Here is a 20,330-nt window from a genome sequence, read left to right on the forward strand (position 1 = left end):
AATTATTCAAAAGATGAAGGTGCGCGCTTAACTTTTAACCCGACCACTGATGATTTTCATTAGGTAATCGCCATAGCCGCTTTTAATAAGTGGCTTCGCTAGTTTTTCAACCTGCGCGGCATCGATATAACCCATCCGGTATGCCACTTCTTCCGGACAACACACTTTCAGGCCCTGACGCTTCTCGATAGCCGCAACAAAGTTAGCAGCATCAAGCAGGCTATCCAGCGTACCTGTATCTAGCCAGGCAGACCCACGGCCCATGAGTTCTACTTTCAATGAACCGTCTTGTAGATAAAGGTTATTCAAGTCAGTAATTTCAAGTTCACCACGAGGGGAGGGTTTAACTGCCTTGGCAAAATCAACAACACGGTTGTCGTAAAAATATAAACCCGTAACCGCATAGTTTGACTTTGCCTTTAGAGGCTTTTCTTCAATTGAAAGTGCATTCCAGTCGTTATCAAAATCAACGACACCATAACGCTCAGGATCGTTTACGTGGTAGCCGAAAACAGTTGCCCCATTTTGGCGATTTGATGCACTGTTTAGAGACGCTTTTAAATCGTGGCCGTAATAGATATTGTCGCCAAGAATTAGGGTGCAAGAATTGTTTCCGATAAATTGTTCACCGATAATAAATGCCTGAGCCAAACCGTCGGGAGAAGGTTGAACGGCGTACTCGATATTGATGCCAAACTGAGAACCATCAGACAATAACTCTCTAAATCGACCTTGCTCCTCCGGAGTAGTAATAATGAGAATGTCCTTGATCCCGGCCAGCATCAATGTTGCTACGGGGTAGAATATCATTGGCTTATCGTAAACCGGCATAAGTTGTTTACTTACGACTCGGGTTAGGGGGTGTAAGCGTGTACCAGAACCACCTGCTAGAATAATTCCTTTTCTCATAACTGCTCCAAAATGATTACATAAATACAAAATTTATAGGCTGGGATAATATACATCTGAAATGACATTTGAAAGAACATCAAATGGGTATCCTAAACTTTACCTATTTATATATATCTAGTAATCCATCAAATTCTGTTCCATTTCTCATTGAATACTAGATTTTCAAAGCGTAGTAATTTAAATATCACAGAAGGGCAATTAATCAGCTAGTTCTTTCCTCAACAACATTTTGTCGGCATTCTTTACACTACCGTCAAAAAGTATCTGTAAAATAATCCTATCTTGCTGATAATAATAGGTTTTGCCATTTGGCATTAAACCTGCTAATACTTTTTCAGTATAAAAATATTCATCATTAATTTGGAGTACTGATGAACAAGTTCAAGAGTTTAGTCGCCGTTGCGGCATTGGCTGCAGGTTTTAGCGCAAACGCTTCTATTATCGACGTAAATGGCACTCGTGTTGGTGCGTACGATATTGATGCTGCAGTGGCTTCTTTCGAAGATTTTTACGATTACAACACCGTAAATTCTGTTTCTACTGCGTTACCTTATGCTGAAGTAAACACGGGTGTGTTCTTTGTTGCGCAATTGGAATCTAGGCTGGCACTGTTTGGTTTGTTCGATGCTTATTCCGATACTGCTACAGGTGCGGGTACTGCTCGTTTTAACTACACCTTCAATGAAGGTACTGGCGCTTATGTGTTCCTTGATGATCCTAGCGACCGTGTAGTTAACTCTCAGGTTTCTTTCCGTTGGAATGAATTTTATGGCGACGGGTTTGTACTGGAGCTGGATACAACCAGCAATATCGACCTGGATACCATAATTCGTGGCATTACTGGCCTAGACAACGGCTTTAAGTTCCTGTCTTTCGACAGCAACAACCAAGCGACTGACATCGCACTGGCATCAGGCGATTTCAACCTGTCTGTAAACGTACCAGAGCCAACGTCGATCGCTATTATGGGCTTAAGCCTGGTAGGTTTGGCTAGCCTGCGTCGCCGCAAAGCGAAGTAAGCTGTTAGAATCTTTACTCTTCATGGCCGCTAGATTAGGCCCTGAAAGTGATAAATAAATTTGAAGGGCCAGTATGATTTACTGGCCCTTTTTGTATTTAGCGTTACTTACGGCTTTCAATAACTGCTTGGCAGTAAACGGCTTACTAATATAATCATCCATGCCTGCCGCTTCACAACGCTCTCTATCACCTTTCATGGCATTGGCCGTTAGCGCAATAATAGGTACTTCTTTATATCGCTCACCGGCTTCACCAGCGCGGATGCGCCGTGTAGTCTCAAACCCATCCATTTTTGGCATGTGGCAGTCCATTAAAATCACATCGAACTGCACTTTAAGTCGTTTCAGTGCTTCCAGCGCTTCTACACCGTTTTTGGCGGTTAGCGTTTTGTGTTCGCTTAAATGTTCCCGGGCGATAAGCTGATTAATTTCGTTGTCTTCCACAATCAGTATGTGGCTGGGTTGAAGCGTAACTTCTGACTCGCTGTGCTTAGTTGTGTCCGGTGTGACAATGTAAGCTTCGTAGGCGGGTCTGGAAACGGCCACGGTGAACAAGAATTTACTGCCTTCGTCTTTGCGACTTAGAACGGTGAGGTCGCCTTGCATAAGGCGGCAGAGCTGCCTACTGATAGAAAGGCCCAATCCCGTACCGCCAAATTTTCGGGTGGTTGAGGTATCTTCCTGCTGAAACACCTCAAAGATGCTGTCGAGGTTGCCTTCATCTATGCCGATGCCGCTGTCTTGCACAAAGCCCTGTAACTGCCATTGTTCGCTGGTTGTTTCTACAAGATTCATAGAAAGTAATATACTGCCGTTTTGGGTAAACTTAACCGCATTGCTCAATAGATTGCTCAATACCTGACGCAGCCGCACGGGGTCGCCTTGCACCATCACATGCTCGGCCAGCTCAGTATCCAAATTAAGTTGTAGCCCTTTTTCATCACTGCTGATGCTGAACTGTTCGTACAAGGTTTCTAGCAGCAAGGGCAGGTTAAACGGCACATTTTCCAGCTTAAGTTGTCCGGCTTCAATTTTTGAGAAGTCGAGAATGTCATCCACAATGTGCTGTAAGTTGCGAATGCTCTCATCGGCCAGGCCCACATAATGCTGTTGTGTTTTATCCAGCTCGGTTTTGCTTACCAGTTGCAACGCACCAGATACACCATGCAAAGGTGTGCGTACTTCGTGCGACATGCTGGCAAGAAAGCTCGATTTCAGGCGGGCAGATTCTTCCGCGCGTAAACGGGCTTCTTCGAGAAACTGCTGTCCTTGCTCCCGTTCGGTCACATCCTGGAAGAAGGCAACGAAGTGCTCCAGTTCGCCTTCGTTAAACACGGGGGTAAGTATTACCTGAATATACAGTGGCGTTTTGTTTTTGCGATAGCACAGCAAAGTTTCATCGCAAGCCGCACCTTGGTGCAACGCCGTTTTTATTTTGTTGGCTTTTTCTGGTTCAGCTTCCAATTCCCTCATCAGTAAAAAAGTATGGTGCAAGGTTTCTTCTTCTTTGAAACCCGTTACGCGGCTGAAATGGGGGTTGGCGTAAATAACGGGAAAGCCCTTTTTTTTGGCATCCGCAATAAGAATAGGCACCGTGGCCGCTTTAATGGCGTGATTAATCACGTTTATCCGCTTCTCTAACACTCGCTGCTGAGAAACATCGTTACCGACTAGAATGGTACCTACTTGCATGCGGTTGTCGTCGAGCAAGGGCAGGGCAGTCCAGTTAATGATAACCGGTGTTTTCTCACTGAGTGAGGCGTAGGTGCGTTGCAGGCTTTTTGTATTGCCCGAAAGCCGGTTCTTCACGCTCACGATCTGCGATTCGTTCAGGTCGTAATACAAGATGTACTGATTAAAAGCGCGGTTAGCGAGGATCTTATTGCTGTCTGAGTCCAATACCACCAAGATCTCTTCCAGCGAATCGATAGCGTTCGAAAATTGCCGGTTTGAAAGGGTGATGGAACTGATATTGTTTACCAACGCATTAAACGCTTCCCTGATTTCAGCCAGTTCCTGCGCTTCTTCAATTCTGTCTTCCGCTGATTGGGGGTGACGACGGGTGGCACTTTGCTGAATATCGTCGTGCAAACCGCGAAGGGTTGAGGCACTAAGACGTGCTGCTCGGTTTGTGGCGTAGTAACTAATTACAATTGCCATGCTTAAGGTGATGAGTATGGCGGGGATCAGCCACAAAACGTTGGAATAGGCATCTAATGCGGGCGCTTGGCTAATAAGCGTAAGACCTTGCCATTGGGTTTCCTGTGATGTCCAGTATTCGTATTTTTGCTGGTCGAAGTGAGTATTTACCTCGAAGAAATCTGGGTGGCTCGAAAACAGTATGTTGCCCTGGCTATCTACAATGAGTTGATACGCGGTGGTGTCTCTTTCGTAAATGAGTTCCTGAAATGACGGGATATAAAGGGCCAGTGCGCCCTCTGCTGCGCCTGCGATTAATACCGGCACGGCAATTAACACACCGTCGTCGGTAATTTGTCGAAAGGAAGTCGATTGTTGCAGCACGGATTCTTGCCAGCTGTTCGCCATTGAAGCGGGCATCGGCTGGTTACTGTGGGTTTCGATGAGCAAAGTGCCATCAAATTCGAAAAGCCCTAAGCTATAAACTTTTGCCCGGGTAAAACGCAGCGAACCAAAAAACACCGGCAGATAATTTTTGCGCTGCTGAATATCTATCAAGCTGTTAATCAACAGATCGTTGGCGGCAATGCCTTCCATTAACTGCTGGGTATTATCCAGGGTAATCATTAAATCCTGCTTGAGATATTGCAGGTTAGTTTGCTGCTCTGCTTTTATTTGATTCTTGGCAAAGTAAAAAATGCACAAACACAGAATGACGCTGATAACACTCAGCGCGGTTAACAGGCGAGGTAGAATATAACGTTGTAGTTGGTGATAAAGAGTCGGGCGCGCAGTCACGGTTGTGCAGACAAAGGAACGAGATGTCCGTTTTCATTAAAAGTTGTCATAAAATAATCCTCAGCCAGAAGCGCATCATGGAAACTCGGGGAGAACGCCGGCGCGTAACGTTTTACCGCGCCTTCTAACGGTGGCAGATTTTCCAGTGCATGTCGAATTTTATCTGGATCGGTGGTGCCCGCTTGCTCGCTGGCCTTGGCCAGCAGGTGCACTAAATCGTAGCTATGTGCCACGCCAACCACGGCGGGTACGGCAGATCCCGTCATTTCTCCGTTTCTGCGTTGGTATTCGTTAAATAGATAAGCCGCTTTTGTGTTCTTTTGCTGTAAAAAGCTAAATGTTTGGATAACCGAGATATCTAGTTGGCTTAGATTTTCCAAACCGGTTAGCGCAACAAAATCCCCGCCTGCTAAACCCCAGTGGGCAATTACTGGTAAGTGAGTAGCTTGCTTCGCAATGAGGGTTTTAGCAACGACGGCAGATTCAGGGGCATTGGCCACCAGAATAATTGCCTCTGCACCCGATTCGATAATCGATTGCACTTCAGTATCAAAATTATCCTGTCGCCAGTTAATCCACTGGGTATTGACGATATTCAGCCCGTATTCGCCAGCCGCTTTGGTTAACGAGCTTTGATTAGAGCGCCCCCAACCCGTACGTTCTAGTACCAGCGCTACCCGTTTTATGTTTCCCTCGCTGGCATGACGAATAAGCACCTGACCGGCTTCTTGATCACGAATCGATACGCGAAAAACATTATTGGGCGTGAAGTTGTTATCGACAATGGTTGTGCCGGCGGCCCAGGGGATCATGAACAGTAAATTGTGCTGATGAATCTTTTCCAGTTCAGCCAGGGCCACGGGCGTGTGTACGCCACCAAATACGGCAAGCAATTGCTTGTGATCTGCCAGGTTTTCGATGTTGCGAACGCCTCGTGCCGGATTCCCACGATGGTCGCGTAACACCAGTTCCAGTTGTTTGCCTAGCACGCCACCTTGCTGGTTAATTTCGTCAATGGCGATTTCAATACCCTGACGAATAGCAAAGCCACCTTCAACAGCCACGGCGCTTAAGTCGGCATCGAGGGCGAGTGTCAGTTTGTCGGTCGTCTCATTAACTGCATTTTCATTCGTAGCAAAGGCAAGGGTGGAGTATACCGTTAACGCAGCGATTAGCAGTAGAAGGGGGCGGAACGTGTTCATTGAAATCTAATAACTTTCTTCATTGGCTCAAGACACGCTAAATAGTAGTGGCTTGCTGTAATTCTGCAATTAGACAAAGGATGAGGGAATTTACAGCAATAAAAACTTGCACCTTTTCCCATAGGCACTTAGTTTTAAGGTATGAATAATCAATAACCTGAAGCGTGTCTATCATTCAGCCTCCTACCATTCTTGATGTTGAAGCCAGTGGCTTTGGCAGCGACAGTTTTCCCATTGAAATTGGTGTTAAGCGTGCCGATGGGGCACGGTTTTGTCGTTTGATTAAGCCGTATCCGGGTTGGCACCATTGGAGTGCCGAAGCTGAAGCGTTGCACGGTATCAGCCGCGAACAACTGGAGAAATACGGGCAATCCGGCACTGAGGTGTGCAAACAGTTAAATGCGTTCATGGGCAAACAGGTCGCCTATTCAGATGGTTGGGTAGTTGACTACCCTTGGCTAATTAATCTTTATGCTGAGGCCGGCGTGGTGATGACCTTCAAGCTCAGTGCGCTGGAATACATATTATCGGAAGTGCAGATGGAGCACTGGCACGCCACTAAGCAGGCGCTGATGAAAGCGAACAGTGTTTCCAGGCACCGCGCCAGCGTAGATGCAGAACTTATTCAGCAAACCTACATTTCCACAGCATCCCTGCCAGCCTTGGCAGAACGCTAGAACTGCTTAAAACGCTTTAGAAGTAATATTGCACGCCCAGTAGCAACGAACTGATATCGGTATCGCTCACTTCGCGATATTGTAATTCTACGGCCATTTTCACTGAATCAAGCTCGCCAATTTGCCAGCCCACGCTGGCTGCCGTACCAGCATTGTAAGGTACATAAAGCCACTCAGAATAGGCGGCCTGGGTATCGTTACTGGTTTGTAACGCGGCGAAAATGCGTTGAGTTGAGTTTTTCAGGATCATCCGGCTAGCGGAAACCCGCACTGAATCTACCGACTGAGAAGTGGTAATGCTGTCTACCCATTGGTCGTGATAAGGCATTTCGCGATTGTAGCGCACACCAAATTGCCATTTAGGCAGGCGCTTACTCTGAAAAGAAATCTCAGATTGATAGGGGGAAGCGACGAAGGCAGTTTTACTTTCTTTTTCTGCCAGCAACGAATCTTCCGCGGCCAGGGCGGACGCAGATAACATCATCAACAAACTCACTCGCCAGAACGTTTTCATGGCTGGGATTCCTGTGTGTGCCTGAGTCTGCTGCCCAGTTAAGAGTTGAAGTGTGAGTACTTTATACTTAAGTGTAGCCTTTATGGATGAAGAAAATAGTAAATTTGCTAAATAATCTTTAAATTTTTTTAGGACGGCTGATTTTAAATACAAAAAAACGAGTGTCAGAAACACTCGTTTTTTTCATTTAACAGGATGAACCGTTTAAACAGACGCTTTCAGGGCTGCTGCTTTGTCGGTAGCTTCCCATGGGAATTCATCACGTCCGAAGTGACCATAAGCCGCTGTTGGGCGATAAATTGGGCGCTCAAGATCCAGCATTTTGATAAGGCCATAAGGGCGCAAATCGAAGTGTTCACGCACCAGAGCAACCAGCGTTTTCTCATCAACCACGCCAGTACCAAAGGTTTCGATACTGATAGACGTTGGCTCGGCAACACCGATAGCGTAAGAAACCTGAATTTCACAACGCTTGGCTAACCCTGCTGCAACGATGTTTTTCGCCACATAACGACCCGCATAGGCTGCTGAGCGGTCAACTTTTGATGGATCTTTACCCGAGAACGCACCACCGCCGTGACGGGCCATGCCGCCGTAGGTGTCTACGATTATTTTACGGCCAGTTAAACCACAGTCGCCCATTGGTCCACCGATAACAAAACGACCGGTAGGGTTAATGTGGAACTGGGTGTCTTTTGTCAGCCATTCAGCAGGCAGAACCGGCTTAATCACTTCTTCCATTACCGCTTCGCGAAGCTGCTCGGTAGAAACGGTTTCGTTATGCTGGGTAGACAGTACAACCGCATCAATACCTACTGGTTTGTCGTTTTCGTAAACGAAGGTTACCTGGCTTTTTGCATCTGGACGCAGAAAATCAAGCTTGCCGTTTTTACGCACTTCAGCCTGTTTTTGTACCAAACGGTGAGCATAAGTAATTGGCGCAGGCATGAGTACATCGGTTTCATCGCTGGCGTAACCGAACATTAAGCCCTGATCACCGGCACCTTGTTCTTCAGGACGTGCACGATCAACACCCTGATTAATGTCGGGTGATTGTTTACCAATGGCGTTTAAAACCGCACATGACTCGGCATCGAAGCCAATGTCGGAGTGGTTGTAACCAATTTCTTTAACGGTTTGACGGGTAAGTTCTTCAATGTCTACCCATGCAGATGTGGTGATCTCACCACCTACCAAAACCATACCAGTTTTGACATATGTTTCGCAGGCAACCCGTGCTTTGGGATCCTGTTCTAATATGGCATCGAGCACAGCATCTGAAATCTGATCGGCAATTTTATCCGGATGTCCTTCAGAGACAGATTCCGATGTGAAAAGGCGTGCGGCCATAAATCCTCCGTTATTCTGGGGTTTACCAAATCATCTTTATAGTAAAGGTTGCTGATGATTGGTTGGGTATATTCAATTGCCCGCTGGTATGAAACGCAGTCGGACTATGATTCACATTGTACCGAGACTGGGTAAAAATACCATCTTTACTTCTGGACGTCTAAAAGTCTATTTGTTACGTTTCGTTGACAGCAATGGTTCGTTGTTACGTAAATTATGTTGATATCGATTCAAATAACCAGATTCGATAAGTATAGACGGCATAAAACACATTGAACTGGTTTTATGCTTAGGTAAGAATAGTTGCCACTATTTTATTCATTATCATTGGCAGCAGGACGACCACTCGTTTCCGGAGCGCGCTCCGGGTTGTCAAAAATTGTAGTTATTAGCCAATATCAAAGGAGTTAGCATGCCAACTCGTCGTGAACTCGCTAATGCCATACGCGCATTAAGTATGGATGCTGTTCAGAAAGCTAAATCAGGTCACCCAGGTGCCCCAATGGGAATGGCTGACATCGCGCAGGTTCTGTGGTGCGATTATCTGTCACACAACCCTTCCAACCCGAACTGGGCTAACCGCGACCGCTTTGTGCTTTCAAACGGCCACGGCTCTATGCTGCTCTACTCATTGCTGCACCTCACAGGTTACGAATTGCCGCTGGAAGAACTGAAGAATTTCCGTCAGTTACATTCAAAAACGCCAGGTCACCCTGAGTACGGCTATGCGCCAGGCGTAGAAACCACCACAGGTCCGTTAGGTCAGGGTATCAGCAACGCGGTGGGTATGGCGCTGGCTGAAAAAGTACTGGCTGCACAGTTTAACCAAGATGGTCACGACATCGTAGACCACTACACCTACACCTTCTTAGGCGACGGCTGCTTAATGGAAGGTATCTCTCACGAAACCTGTTCACTGGCTGGCACGCTGGGCTTAGGCAAGCTGATTGCGTTCTACGACGACAACGGTATTTCTATCGACGGTGAAGTAGAAGGCTGGTTCACCGACGACACAGTAAAACGTTTTGAATCTTACGGCTGGCAAGTAATTGCGGGCGTTGATGGTCATGATCCTGAGCAAATTCGCTCGGCAGTAGAAGCGGCCCGCGCTAACACTACCCAACCTACGCTGATTTGCTGCAAAACTGTCATTGGTTTTGGTTCGCCTAACAAGCAAGGTAAAGAAGACTGTCACGGCGCGCCGCTGGGCGATGATGAAATTGCATTAACCCGCAAAGAACTGAACTGGGATCATGGTCCGTTTGAAGTACCAGCAGACATTTACGCCGAGTGGGATGGCAAGGAAAAAGGTAGCGCAGCTGAAGCGAGCTGGAACGAAGCGTTTGCCGCCTACGAAAAAGCGTTCCCGGAGCTAGCAGCAGAATTTACTCGTCGTATTAATGGCGACGTGCCCGTTGATTTTGTAGAAAAAGCCGATGCTTACATCGCTAATTTACAAGCCAACCCAGATGCACCGGCTACCCGTAAAGCGTCGCAAAATGTGCTGAATGCCTACGGCCCGTTACTGCCTGAACTGCTGGGTGGCTCTGCTGACCTCGCCGGTTCTAACCTGACAATCTGGTCGGGTTCAAAAGGCGTAGATGCGAAAGACGCTTCCGGTAACTACATCTATTACGGTGTACGTGAATTCGGTATGTCGGCTATGATGAACGGCATTACCTTACACGGCGGCTTCAAGCCTTACGGCGCTACCTTCCTGATGTTTATGGAATATGCCCGTAACGCTGTTCGCATGGCAGCCCTGATGAAAGCGCCTTCGATTTTCGTTTATACCCACGATTCTATTGGTCTGGGTGAAGATGGCCCAACGCACCAACCGGTTGAGCAATTGGTAGCTTTACGTTCTACGCCTAACCTTGACAACTGGCGACCTTGTGACCAAGTTGAGTCTGCAGTGGCCTGGAAAGAGTCGATTTTGCGCAACGATGGTCCTACCACATTAATTTTCACCCGTCAGGGATTACCGCAGCAAGAACGCTCTGCAGCGCAGGTTGCCGACATCGCTAAAGGTGGTTACATCTTGAAAGATACCGACGGTACACCTGACGTACTGCTGATTGGTACTGGCTCAGAAGTACAACTGGCTGTCGCGGCAGCTGAGAAACTGGCAGAAAGCGGCGTGAAAGCTCGCGTTGTGTCTATGCCGTGTACAGATGCTTTCGACCGTCAAAGTGCCGAGTACAAAGAATCTGTTCTGCCAGCAGCAGTCACAAAACGTGTTGCGGTTGAAGCCTTGGCGAAAGACTCCTGGTACAAGTACGTCGGTTTCGGCGGTGCCATTGTGGGCATGGACACCTTCGGTGAATCTGGCCCAGCAGGCGAACTGTTCAAACACTTCGGCATCACTACCGATGCCGTTGTTGAGGCAGCACAGTCTTTATAACAGTTCGACAACAGGCGGTTTTTTTATGGTCCGAGTTGCCATAAATGGTTTTGGCCGCATTGGTCGTAACGTACTTCGCGCCCTGTATGAAACAGGGCGCAATCAGTTGATAAAAGTGGTTGCGATTAATGATCTGGCAGAACCGCAAGGTATAGCCCATCTGCTGAAATACGACACAACCCATGGTCGTTTCGGTTTTGATGTGCATCTTCATGACGATCAGCTTAATGTGGCCGGAGACAGCATCCGGTTGCTGGCTGAACCCGATATCAGCAATCTGCCCTGGCAACAGCTAGGCGTAGACATTGTGCTGGAATGCACCGGTGTGTTTTCTGATCGCGTAGCCGGTCAGGCGCATTTGGATGCGGGGGCAGGGAAAGTACTGTTTTCCCAACCTGGCAGCACCGATCTCGATAACACCATTATCTTCGGTACTAACGAAGAGTCTCTCACTTCTGAACATCGTTTAGTGTCTAACGGCTCGTGCACAACCAACTGCATTGTGCCGGTTATACAGGCACTGGATAATGCATTCGGGGTATTAAGCGGCACCATAACCACTATTCACGCTTCCATGCATGATCAGCAGGTTATTGATGCTTACAATAAAGATTTGCGCCGGGCGCGGGCAGCAAGCCAGTCAATTATTCCTGTAGATACCCGCCTGGCTGCTGGTATTGAACGAATCTTGCCGAAATTTGCCGGTAAGTTTGAAGCGATTGCGGTGCGCGTGCCCACGGTAAACGTCACGGCGATGGATTTAAGTGTTACGCTGGAATCCGAAGTAAACATTTCGGACGTAAACAACGCACTTAAAAAAGCGCGAGAGGGACGACTTTCGGGTATATTAGGCTATTCGGAAGCGCCGTTAGTCTCTGTAGATTTTAATCACGACCCGCATTCATGCATCGTTGATGGCACGCAAACCCGCGTGAGCCACCGACAACTGGTGAAAACACTGGTATGGTGTGACAACGAATGGGGATTCGCGAATCGGATGATTGATACCACGCTGGCCATGTACCAGTCGGGGTGTTGAGGAAAGTAACTGAGTTTTTAAGGGAAAACTATGGCAATTCCAAGCATGCAGGATTTTGCGCTGGATGGACAGCGCGTATTGATCCGTCAGGATCTGAACGTACCGGTAAAAGACGGTAAAGTCACTTCTGATGCCCGCATCAAGGCATCTATTCCTACAATCAAAGCGGCGCTGGAAGTGGGCGCAGCGGTAATGGTGATGTCTCACCTGGGCCGCCCTGAAGAAGGCAACTACGAAGCTGAATATTCACTGCAGCCTGTGGTTGATTACCTGAACGATGCCCTGGATGTGCCGGTTTCCCTGGTAAAAGACTATCTCGACGGCGTTGAAGTAAAAGCCGGTGAACTGGTTATTCTGGAAAACGTTCGCTTCAACAAGGGCGAGAAGAAAGACGACGAAGCATTAGCCAAGCAGTATGCCGCCCTGTGCGACATCTTTGTGATGGACGCATTTGGTACCGCGCACCGCGCCCAGGCATCGACCCACGGCGTAGCGAAGTTTGCACCGAAAGCCTGCGCTGGCCCATTGCTGGCTGCAGAGCTTGATGCGTTAGGCAAAGCCCTGGACAACCCTAAGCGCCCAATGGTTGCCATTGTGGGTGGTTCTAAAGTATCAACAAAACTCACCGTGCTGAAAACTCTGGCTGAAAAAGTCGACCAGTTGATCGTTGGTGGCGGTATCGCTAATACGTTTATTGCCGCACAGGGCCATAACGTAGGTAAATCACTGGTTGAAATGGACCTGGTTGATGAAGCGAAAGAGTTGATCGCCCAAGCACAAGCCAACGGCGGCGATATTCCAGTGCCTACCGATGTGATTGTTGGTACGGAGTTCTCAGAATCTACGCCAGCCACGTTGAAAGCGGTAGACCAAATCAGCGATGAAGACATGGTGTTCGATATTGGTCCTCATTCGTCAGCAGCGCTGGAAGAAATCCTCAAAAATGCCGGTACCATTGTTTGGAACGGTCCAGTTGGGGTATTTGAATTCGATCAGTTTGCATCAGGTACTAAGTCGCTGGCTCACGCCATTGCCGACAGCGATGCATTCTCAATTGCTGGTGGTGGCGACACCCTGGCTGCGGTAGATAAGTACGACATCGCCGATAAGATATCGTATATCTCCACCGGTGGTGGTGCTTTCCTGGAATTCCTGGAAGGCAAAACACTGCCTGCAGTTGCTGTTTTAGAAGAAAAAAACAAATAAGAAACAGCCACTGTGTAACGTAATCGCGTTACCCAATTTGTCGGCGAACAGTGACGTTTGCCGACAATATACTGAAGTCGATTCCGCCTTGTCCGCCCCATTACGTATTTCGGACGTTGCGGAACGCTTGAGTATTTTCCCAACCCTACAGCCGTTGTAATGACGGAAAATAAAAAGGAGTGTTGCTCATGGCATCACAAGCTCAGCAAGCTATGCTGGATAAAATCAAAGTGCAGAAAGGTTTTATTGCCGCGCTGGATCAAAGTGGTGGTAGTACCCCAAAAGCACTGAAACTTTATGGTATTGAACCGTCTGAGTACAGTTCAGATGAGCAAATGTTCGACATGGTTCACGCCATGCGTACCCGCATTATCACCAGCGATGTGTTCAGTGGCGAACGCGTTATTGGTGCAATTCTGTTTGAAAATACACTCGACCGTGACATTGAAGGTATCCCTACAGCGAAATTCCTGTGGGAGAAAAAGCGCATTATTCCATTCCTGAAAGTAGATAAAGGTTTGGAAGAAGAAGCAAATGGCGTTCAGCTAATGAAGCCAATGCCAGCGTTGGATGCATTACTGGCGAAAGCCGTGGCACAAGATGTGTTCGGTACCAAAATGCGTTCAGTGGTTAAAATGGCTAACCACGAAGGCATTAAAGCTATTGTTGAACAGCAGTTCACCGTGGGCAAGCAAATTATTGCTGCTGGCCTGGTACCTATTATCGAGCCAGAAGTCGACATTAACAGCCCGCAGAAAGCCGAAGCCGAAGCGCTGCTGAAGCTGGAAATTCTGACCCAGTTAAACCTGCTCGACGAAGGCCAGGAAGTCATGCTTAAGCTGACACTGCCTACGCAAGATAACTTCTACAAAGAGCTGGTGGATCACCCTAAAGTGATTAAAGTGGTGGCGCTTTCAGGTGGTTATAGCCGCGACGAAGCCAATGCGAAACTGGCAGAGAACCAAGGCATTATTGCTTCTTTCTCTCGTGCATTGACTGAAGGTGTATCGGCGCAGCAGTCTGATGCTGAGTTTGATAAAACACTCGATGCAGCCATAGAAGGTATTTACCAGGCTTCAAAATCTTAATTCAAATCAAAACCGACGTGTTCAGCGTCGGTTTTCTCTCTCCTTCCTTTGCTGTTTATTAAAAACATCCTATACTTTAGTTGTATAATTTATAAACCTATAACGTTAATATTTTACCTTTCTTTGCTATTCACAATGGAATTGACACACTTACATTAGATGTCTGTTGTTGCGGTGTGATCAAAAAAGTGATCAGTTAGGTGCGCTAGAAGGCGGTAAATCCCGCCGGAATTGAAGGATCAGTGGTAGTGAACACTTTTGAACAAATCTACTTTTTGATTGGCATTTTGAGCTTGCTGGTCGGCGTAGGTGTCGCGTTCACGTTTGTGTTGCCCGTTCCCTCACAGCGGGTAAAAGCCCAGAGCCCTATTTACGGCCGTCTATTCCTCGTTACGCTGTGGTTCGCTTTTCTCGGTATTTGCCTGCAACCATTAGGCTTTCCTCTTGCTAGTGCAGCAACGTTAAATCTCTGTGTGCTACTAGCCATGTACATGTTGTATCTCACGGTACTCAAACGTTACGGTCGGGTTTTAACCCACAAGCAAGTTGTGATGATCATTCTGCACCTAGCATTGTGCGAAGCCTTATCGTTATATTTCTATTTGGGCAATAACCAGCTTTTGATTCGTGAAATATTGGTGTCGGTATGTGTGCTTATTCCTCTTGGTTTAACCTTGCGGCTGATTTACCGGAATATCCCCGAAAGCAGAGGCGGCGACGAAATGATTTTTATCGTTGTTTCGCTTACCACCATTGGCGTGGTGTTTGGCGTACCTGTTTATCGCATGTGGTTGGAACCGGGAGAGCCGGTAGGTACGGAAGTGGCTTTTGTTGCCATATTCATGCTTTGCTTGTTGTTTATGCTTGGTTTTCCTGCCAGCCTGATGCAATCTTTATTTATTCGGCTGAGTACGCAGGCCTACATTGATGCACTTACAGGCGCTAAAAACCGCCATTATCTCTATCGCGAATCTGTTCGCATGTTAGCTCACGCTCAACGCCACGAGCAGCACTTTTCAGTTGTTGTTTGCGATATCGACTTCTTCAAAAAGGTGAATGATCAGCACGGTCACCCAGCGGGAGATGAAGCGCTAAAGCAATTTGCTCGCATCATCAGTGATTTATTACGCAGCGGCGATACGCTGGTTCGTATGGGGGGCGAAGAGTTTCTTATCGTATTACCTAACGCCGATATTCAGCAAGCATCTACTATGGCGCAACGGCTTTGCGACGAGGTAAGAGAAGCGGAGATCAAGGTAGAAAACACCACATTAAAGCTCACGGCCTCTTTCGGGGTAGCAAGCCTGAACGCAGATGACACTATCTTCGACGGCATCCGCCAGGCAGACGAAGCGCTGTATCGCGCTAAAGCCTCAGGCCGCGACCAGGTGAAACGCGCACAGAGCTAAGAAACCTGCGGCAGACCTGGCTCGCTTTCGGGGAGTATTGGTACTTCGGAAAAGGCGTAAACCCTTCTGGACAGGGGGCGGAATTGCCTTCGCGAACACGGCGTAAACCCATCCATGGGGCCTCGGCTGCCGCTTCCCTGCGGCAGACGGTTCGCTCAGGCAACACCGCCCCCTGTCCGCGGGTTTACTGTTCCGAAATCCCAATACTCCCAGGTAGTTCCGCGACTTTACAGCTTAGAATACTGCTACTCTGCAGCCGATTCCGCTTCTTCGATGTTCAGCGTTAAGTCTATGGCCTTCCAGTATTGTACTTCCTGTTGGAGGTCGGCACTCATAATGGGTCGGCTCTCTTTCCAGCCTGCCGGGAAGGTGAGGGTAAGACTGTTTTTACTGGCGGTTACGTTCAGTTCCGGTAGAAACGATTCCTGACGTTTTATGTTCAGCATAGCGCCTAAACGAAGTAAGGCGATGGCACGTTTTACTGCGTTGCTATCGAACAGCTGAAATTCTGGAATTTCTGCAGATTTAATTTTCTTGCGATGAAAACGCACCAGCGTCGCTAGCAACTCTTGCTGCTCCTGGGTGAATCCAGGCATGTCTACGTTCGACAGCACATAGGCCGAATGACGTTGAACGCCGCGAGAGTTAATTTGAATTCCCACTTCGTGAAGCAACGAGGCCCAACCCAACATAGCGCGGAAATCTTTGTTTTTAAACTTCCAGTCTCCTGCAACCTTGTCGTACAGGTTTAATGTAGTCGCCAGAACCATATTCGCCTGAGTGGTATCTACATCGTAGCGGGTAGCTAAACTTTTCGCTGTGCGCTCACGAATGTCAGAGTGCTTTAGCTCGTCTTCCATTTGGTACAGCACACCTTCACGCAATGCGGCGGGTGAGTACACCAGTTCACTAATGTCCAGCGCTTCGAAAATACCAATTAGAATAGCCAAACCACCGGCGATAACGCCTCGGCGATCTTCACTGATTTCAGGCATAGTGAGTTTATCGATATGACCCGCTTCGATGAAACTCTTCATCACATTACGCAGGCTTTTTAACGTGACCGGCTCGTCATGACCATTGGATTTATCGCGCTGGGCCAAATTGAACAGGGTTTTAATGGTGCCTGAAGTGCCAATGCATTGAGTCCAGCCAAGATGCTTGTAGCGGTTCTCAATCAGCTCCAGCTCCTGCTTCGCAGCTGTAATGGCGCGATTGAAGGTTTTTGCCTTCAGCTCGCCGTCGGCAAAAAAACGGTTGGTGTAGCTTACGCAGCCCATTTGCAGTGAGCGACAAATAAGCGGGTCGAAGCCCTCGCCAATAACGAACTCGGTAGAACCCCCACCAATGTCTGCTACAAGGCGGCGGCCGTCACTGTGATTAGTATGTGCCACGCCCGAGTATATTAATCGGGCTTCTTCCACACCGGAAATGACTTCGATAGGGTAGGGCAACACTTCCCGTGCGGCATTAATGAAGGTGCGCGCGTTAACGGCTTTACGCAAGGTATGGGTAGCCACAATACGCACGGAATCTGGTTCAAAACCGTTTAGGCTGGTCGCAACCAGCTCCAGCATTTTCAGGCCCCGTTCGATGGCTTCATCCGACAACACGTTATCTTCGCCAAGCCCGGCTGCTAGCCTGACTTTTTCTTTCAAACGGTGGAGAATTTGTACCGAGCCCGCATTAATGCGGGCTACAACCAGGTGGAAGCTGTTGGAGCCAATGTCCAGTGCCGCAACTTTGGTGGTGTCGCGGCTTTCTACAGCGTCAAAAACGGATTCGGTGGGGCTCAAATAGATTACTCATCTTCAAGACGCTTCAGGTAGTCATAAATTTCTATCTGTGAGCGTAGTTTTTTACGGTTACCTCGACGAACGTACTTATTCGTCTGGTCCTTGTCAATGATGCGTGCTTTTAGTGTATCTTTGAACTGCAGTTCCAGAATATCCACGATCTGCTGTTGTAAGCGTTTATCGTACACCGGGCAGCCTACTTCAATACGGTTATCCATGTTACGTGTCATCCAGTCTGCAGAGGAAATGAAGACTTTTCTGTCGCCGCCACCTTCGAACACCATCACGCGCGGGTGCTCAAGGAAACGGTCGACAATAGACGTAATGGTGATGTTTTCACTGATCCCCGGTAAGCCCGGCACCAACGAACACATACCGCGCACAATGCCGCGAATTTTCATACCCGCCTGGCTGGCACGATACAAGTCGTCGATGAGTTCTTTATCTACCAGGTTATTAATTTTAAAGGTAATTTGGGCTTTATGGCCCTCTTTAAGATACTGAATTTCTTGACGGATCAACGACTGGATCTTGGTTCGGCTGTTCAGCGGCGAAATTTGCAGATGCTGGAATTTATACCGGCGATACGGATATTGGATTAAATCAAATACGCTTGCCGCTTCTTCTGCCAGTTCCTGATTACGGGTAAACAGGCTGAAGTCGGTATAGATCTTAGCGGTTTTCTCGTTAAAGTTTCCGGTACCGAAATGGGCATAGTTCACCAGCGAACCGCGCTCTTCCCGGGCGACGATACACACTTTACTGTGAATTTTCAGGGTAGGTACACCCAGTACAACGCGAATACCAGCGTCGGTCATTCGGCGCGACCATTCAATATTGGCTTCTTCGTCAAAACGCGCGCGAAGCTCTACCACTACGGTTACTTTCTTACCATTATCAACCGCGTCTATCAGCGAGTTTACAATGCGCGAGTTGCTGGCTACACGATAAATATTAATGCGAATAGATTTAACGCTGGGGTCGAAAGCGGCCTGACGGAGAAACTCGGTAAAATGCAGGAAGCGGTGATACGGGTAGTACAACAGAATATCGTGCGCTGTAATGGCGTCGAACACGGTGTTGTAGCTCGAAAACGTTTTGGTATCGATGGCCGGTAATTTGGGGTTTTCCAAATACTCACGACCCACGTTGGGGAACCCAATGAAGTCTTTAAAGTTACGGTAATGCCCCGCCGCGTGCATGGTGTCGAGCTTAGTTACTTTCAGGCGTTTACGTAAATCCAGCACCATGTCTTCAGGCATAGCGTGGTCGTAAATTACCCGCACTGGCTCGGCGATAAGACGCTGTTTCATACTCTCAGACATCTTATCCATGTAGCTTTCATCAATTTCATCGTTGATGGAGTACTCGGAGTCGCGGGTCATTTTAAACGAATAGGCTTCCAGCGAATCGTATTTAATGAAACCGCGGAAAATTTCTTCCAGACACAGTTGAATAATGTCATCCAGCAGAATGATGTGTTTCTTTTTACGGCTGCGCTCGGGGGGAATAACCACGAAGCGGGAGGTTTCACTGGTCGGCACTTGCACTACGGCATAGCGGGTATTGCGGCCTTCACGACGAATGGCCACATAAAGATAAACCGACGTGCCGTTCAGACGACTCAGCAAGTCAGTTTTCTTTTCAATGAGAATAGGGGCGATGTGGCGCAGAATTTTGTTCACGAACAAGTTGCGTAACCATACTTTCTGGTAGTCGTTTAGTTCGTCTTTGCGCACGATGAAGATATTGTATCGCGCCAGCGCTTTTACCACATCTTTGTGGATCTCATCGAACTTGCTAGACAGATGCACCACTTTTTTCTGAATGGTTTCCATCAGCAACATCAGTTTAGATGCTTCTTCTTCACTGCCATTTTCTTCGGCAATGGTGATTTGTCTTTTTACATCAGCAGCACGAACGCGGTAAAACTCGTCTAGGTTATTAGAGTAAATCCCCAGAAAACGAATGCGCTCAACCGCGGGATTATTTTTGTCAGCCGCTTCCTGTAACACCCTTTCATTGAAGGCCAGCCAGCTAAGTTCTTTCGGGTAGTAGAGTTCGTTGTAATCCATACGTCGCAGTTTTTTCTATCTAAAAAATTTGCAAAGCCTGCCATTTATCCGTGACAACCATGTGACAGGCGGGGAAAGTGGGTTATACGCTGGTGGTGATATCTACCACTAAATCATTTGCAATACTTTCCAGCGAGGTTTGCAGTGCGCTGTCGTCGAAGTCTTCAGGTACCGCAATGGTCGCTTTGGCTTTAAACATCATGCTGCCCCAGGCCGGCGCGCTTTCACATCGGCTATCGAAAGACACAATATTCAGGTTGAACTGGTTTAGAATATTTGTCAGTTCCTGTACGATGCCGGGCTTATCGTTACCCATAATGGCAACACTTAAGGTTTCGCTGAAGGTTTTCTCATTGTCGGCCACCGATACCGATTGTACGGTAAGGTCGGGCAAATCATTGAGTGCAGATACCAGGGCATCGTGTTTGTCGGCCGGCACGTGCACTTCTACAAAACCGGTGAACAAACCCGCCATATGAGCAAAACTACTGCCCAGCCAGTTGGCATCGTGACGATAAACACATTTGGCAAGCGCATCTACCAGACCTGGTTTGTCCTTGCCCATGATGGTAATGATCAGAGGTTGCATATCGCACTCCTGTTTTTAATGATGGCACCCGGCAACGGTGCTGAAGGTTGAAGGCCACGGGGCCTGCGATTTTCCACTTGATTAGCAGTATTAAAATAACACATGATTGGCAA

Annotated in this window: 15 protein-coding genes; 7 read left to right on the plus strand and 8 right to left on the minus strand. The window is 47.8% G+C overall.

All coding sequences use genetic code 11. From position 1 onward, the window contains the following. Positions 1-27: 27 nt before the first annotated feature. On the minus strand, positions 28-909 hold the full coding sequence (gene rfbA / locus ACXAFQ_RS13855; protein ID WP_474823449.1) for a glucose-1-phosphate thymidylyltransferase RfbA: 882 nt from the start codon (positions 907-909) through the stop codon (positions 28-30). A gap of 374 nt (positions 910-1,283) precedes the next feature. Between rfbA and ACXAFQ_RS13860 the strand changes: the two genes are divergently transcribed. Beyond that, on the plus strand, positions 1,284-1,931 hold the full coding sequence (locus ACXAFQ_RS13860; protein ID WP_474823453.1) for a PEP-CTERM sorting domain-containing protein: 648 nt from the start codon (positions 1,284-1,286) through the stop codon (positions 1,929-1,931). A gap of 78 nt (positions 1,932-2,009) precedes the next feature. Here ACXAFQ_RS13860 and ACXAFQ_RS13865 read toward each other — a convergent pair whose 3' ends face one another. Continuing rightward, positions 2,010-4,868 (minus strand): ATP-binding protein, encoded by a 2,859-nt coding sequence (locus ACXAFQ_RS13865; protein ID WP_474823457.1) that lies wholly within the window; start codon positions 4,866-4,868, stop codon positions 2,010-2,012. Further along, positions 4,865-6,070, minus strand: coding sequence for an ABC transporter substrate-binding protein (locus ACXAFQ_RS13870; protein ID WP_474823461.1), 1,206 nt, complete (start codon positions 6,068-6,070; stop codon positions 4,865-4,867). The genes ACXAFQ_RS13865 and ACXAFQ_RS13870 overlap by 4 nt, the downstream gene beginning before the upstream one ends. A 164-nt stretch (positions 6,071-6,234) precedes the next feature. Here ACXAFQ_RS13870 and ACXAFQ_RS13875 point away from each other — a divergent pair, with 164 nt between their 5' ends. Then, complete coding sequence (locus ACXAFQ_RS13875) at positions 6,235-6,747, plus strand: hypothetical protein (protein WP_474823464.1); 513 nt, start codon at positions 6,235-6,237, stop codon at positions 6,745-6,747. Positions 6,748-6,763: 16 nt separating this feature from the next. Here the strand turns inward: ACXAFQ_RS13875 and ACXAFQ_RS13880 are convergent, their stop codons facing one another. Both ACXAFQ_RS13880 and metK read right to left on the minus strand, forming a co-directional pair. Next, positions 6,764-7,261 (minus strand): hypothetical protein, encoded by a 498-nt coding sequence (locus ACXAFQ_RS13880; protein ID WP_474823467.1) that lies wholly within the window; start codon positions 7,259-7,261, stop codon positions 6,764-6,766. Between the two features lie 204 nt (positions 7,262-7,465). Next, a complete protein-coding gene (gene metK / locus ACXAFQ_RS13885; RefSeq protein WP_474823472.1) occupies positions 7,466-8,611 on the minus strand; it encodes a methionine adenosyltransferase in 1,146 nt (381 codons plus the stop codon). 412 nt (positions 8,612-9,023) lie between these two features. Between metK and tkt the strand changes: the two genes are divergently transcribed. From tkt to ACXAFQ_RS13910, 5 genes are all read left to right on the plus strand, one after another. Beyond that, a complete protein-coding gene (gene tkt / locus ACXAFQ_RS13890) occupies positions 9,024-11,015 on the plus strand; it encodes a transketolase (protein WP_474823474.1) in 1,992 nt (663 codons plus the stop codon). A gap of 25 nt (positions 11,016-11,040) precedes the next feature. After that, positions 11,041-12,054, plus strand: a complete 1,014-nt coding sequence (gene epd / locus ACXAFQ_RS13895; protein WP_070127508.1) for an erythrose-4-phosphate dehydrogenase — start codon at positions 11,041-11,043, stop codon at positions 12,052-12,054. 30 nt (positions 12,055-12,084) lie between these two features. After that, positions 12,085-13,260 (plus strand): phosphoglycerate kinase, encoded by a 1,176-nt coding sequence (locus ACXAFQ_RS13900; protein WP_474823481.1) that lies wholly within the window; start codon positions 12,085-12,087, stop codon positions 13,258-13,260. A 188-nt stretch (positions 13,261-13,448) separates the two neighbouring features. Further along, positions 13,449-14,348 (plus strand): fructose bisphosphate aldolase, encoded by a 900-nt coding sequence (locus ACXAFQ_RS13905; RefSeq protein WP_070127506.1) that lies wholly within the window; start codon positions 13,449-13,451, stop codon positions 14,346-14,348. A 248-nt stretch (positions 14,349-14,596) separates the two neighbouring features. After that, positions 14,597-15,757, plus strand: coding sequence for a GGDEF domain-containing protein (locus ACXAFQ_RS13910; RefSeq protein ID WP_474823487.1), 1,161 nt, complete (start codon positions 14,597-14,599; stop codon positions 15,755-15,757). Positions 15,758-16,002: 245 nt separating this feature from the next. Here the strand turns inward: ACXAFQ_RS13910 and ppx are convergent, their stop codons facing one another. From ppx to ACXAFQ_RS13925, 3 genes are all read right to left on the minus strand, one after another. Next, a complete protein-coding gene (gene ppx / locus ACXAFQ_RS13915; RefSeq protein ID WP_474823490.1) occupies positions 16,003-17,553 on the minus strand; it encodes an exopolyphosphatase in 1,551 nt (516 codons plus the stop codon). Positions 17,554-17,558: 5 nt separating this feature from the next. Continuing rightward, the gene (ppk1, locus tag ACXAFQ_RS13920) at positions 17,559-19,628 is read right to left on the minus strand and encodes a polyphosphate kinase 1 (RefSeq protein ID WP_474823494.1); all 2,070 of its coding nucleotides are present in this window, start codon (positions 19,626-19,628) and stop codon (positions 17,559-17,561) included. 82 nt (positions 19,629-19,710) lie between these two features. After that, positions 19,711-20,217, minus strand: coding sequence for a glycine cleavage system transcriptional repressor (locus ACXAFQ_RS13925; protein WP_070127499.1), 507 nt, complete (start codon positions 20,215-20,217; stop codon positions 19,711-19,713). Between the last annotated feature and the right edge of the window lie 113 nt (positions 20,218-20,330).

The sequence above is a fragment of the Alteromonas sp. ABH2_165 genome (genome assembly GCF_056159945.1).

Bases quoted from the DNA above. Each gene is read 5' to 3' on its own strand.
- ACXAFQ_RS13860 (WP_474823453.1), top strand. From the start codon at position 1,284: ATGAACAAGTTCAAGAGTTTAGTCGCCGTTGCGGCATTGGCTGCAGGT.
- ppk1 (WP_474823494.1), bottom strand. From the start codon at position 19,628: ATGGATTACAACGAACTCTACTACCCGAAAGAACTTAGCTGGCTGGCC.
- ACXAFQ_RS13880 (WP_474823467.1), bottom strand. From the start codon at position 7,261: ATGAAAACGTTCTGGCGAGTGAGTTTGTTGATGATGTTATCTGCGTCC.
- ACXAFQ_RS13905 (WP_070127506.1), top strand. From the start codon at position 13,449: ATGGCATCACAAGCTCAGCAAGCTATGCTGGATAAAATCAAAGTGCAG.
- metK (WP_474823472.1), bottom strand. From the start codon at position 8,611: ATGGCCGCACGCCTTTTCACATCGGAATCTGTCTCTGAAGGACATCCG.
- epd (WP_070127508.1), top strand. From the start codon at position 11,041: ATGGTCCGAGTTGCCATAAATGGTTTTGGCCGCATTGGTCGTAACGTA.
- ACXAFQ_RS13900 (WP_474823481.1), top strand. From the start codon at position 12,085: ATGGCAATTCCAAGCATGCAGGATTTTGCGCTGGATGGACAGCGCGTA.
- rfbA (WP_474823449.1), bottom strand. From the start codon at position 909: ATGAGAAAAGGAATTATTCTAGCAGGTGGTTCTGGTACACGCTTACAC.
- tkt (WP_474823474.1), top strand. From the start codon at position 9,024: ATGCCAACTCGTCGTGAACTCGCTAATGCCATACGCGCATTAAGTATG.
- ACXAFQ_RS13925 (WP_070127499.1), bottom strand. From the start codon at position 20,217: ATGCAACCTCTGATCATTACCATCATGGGCAAGGACAAACCAGGTCTG.
- ACXAFQ_RS13870 (WP_474823461.1), bottom strand. From the start codon at position 6,070: ATGAACACGTTCCGCCCCCTTCTACTGCTAATCGCTGCGTTAACGGTA.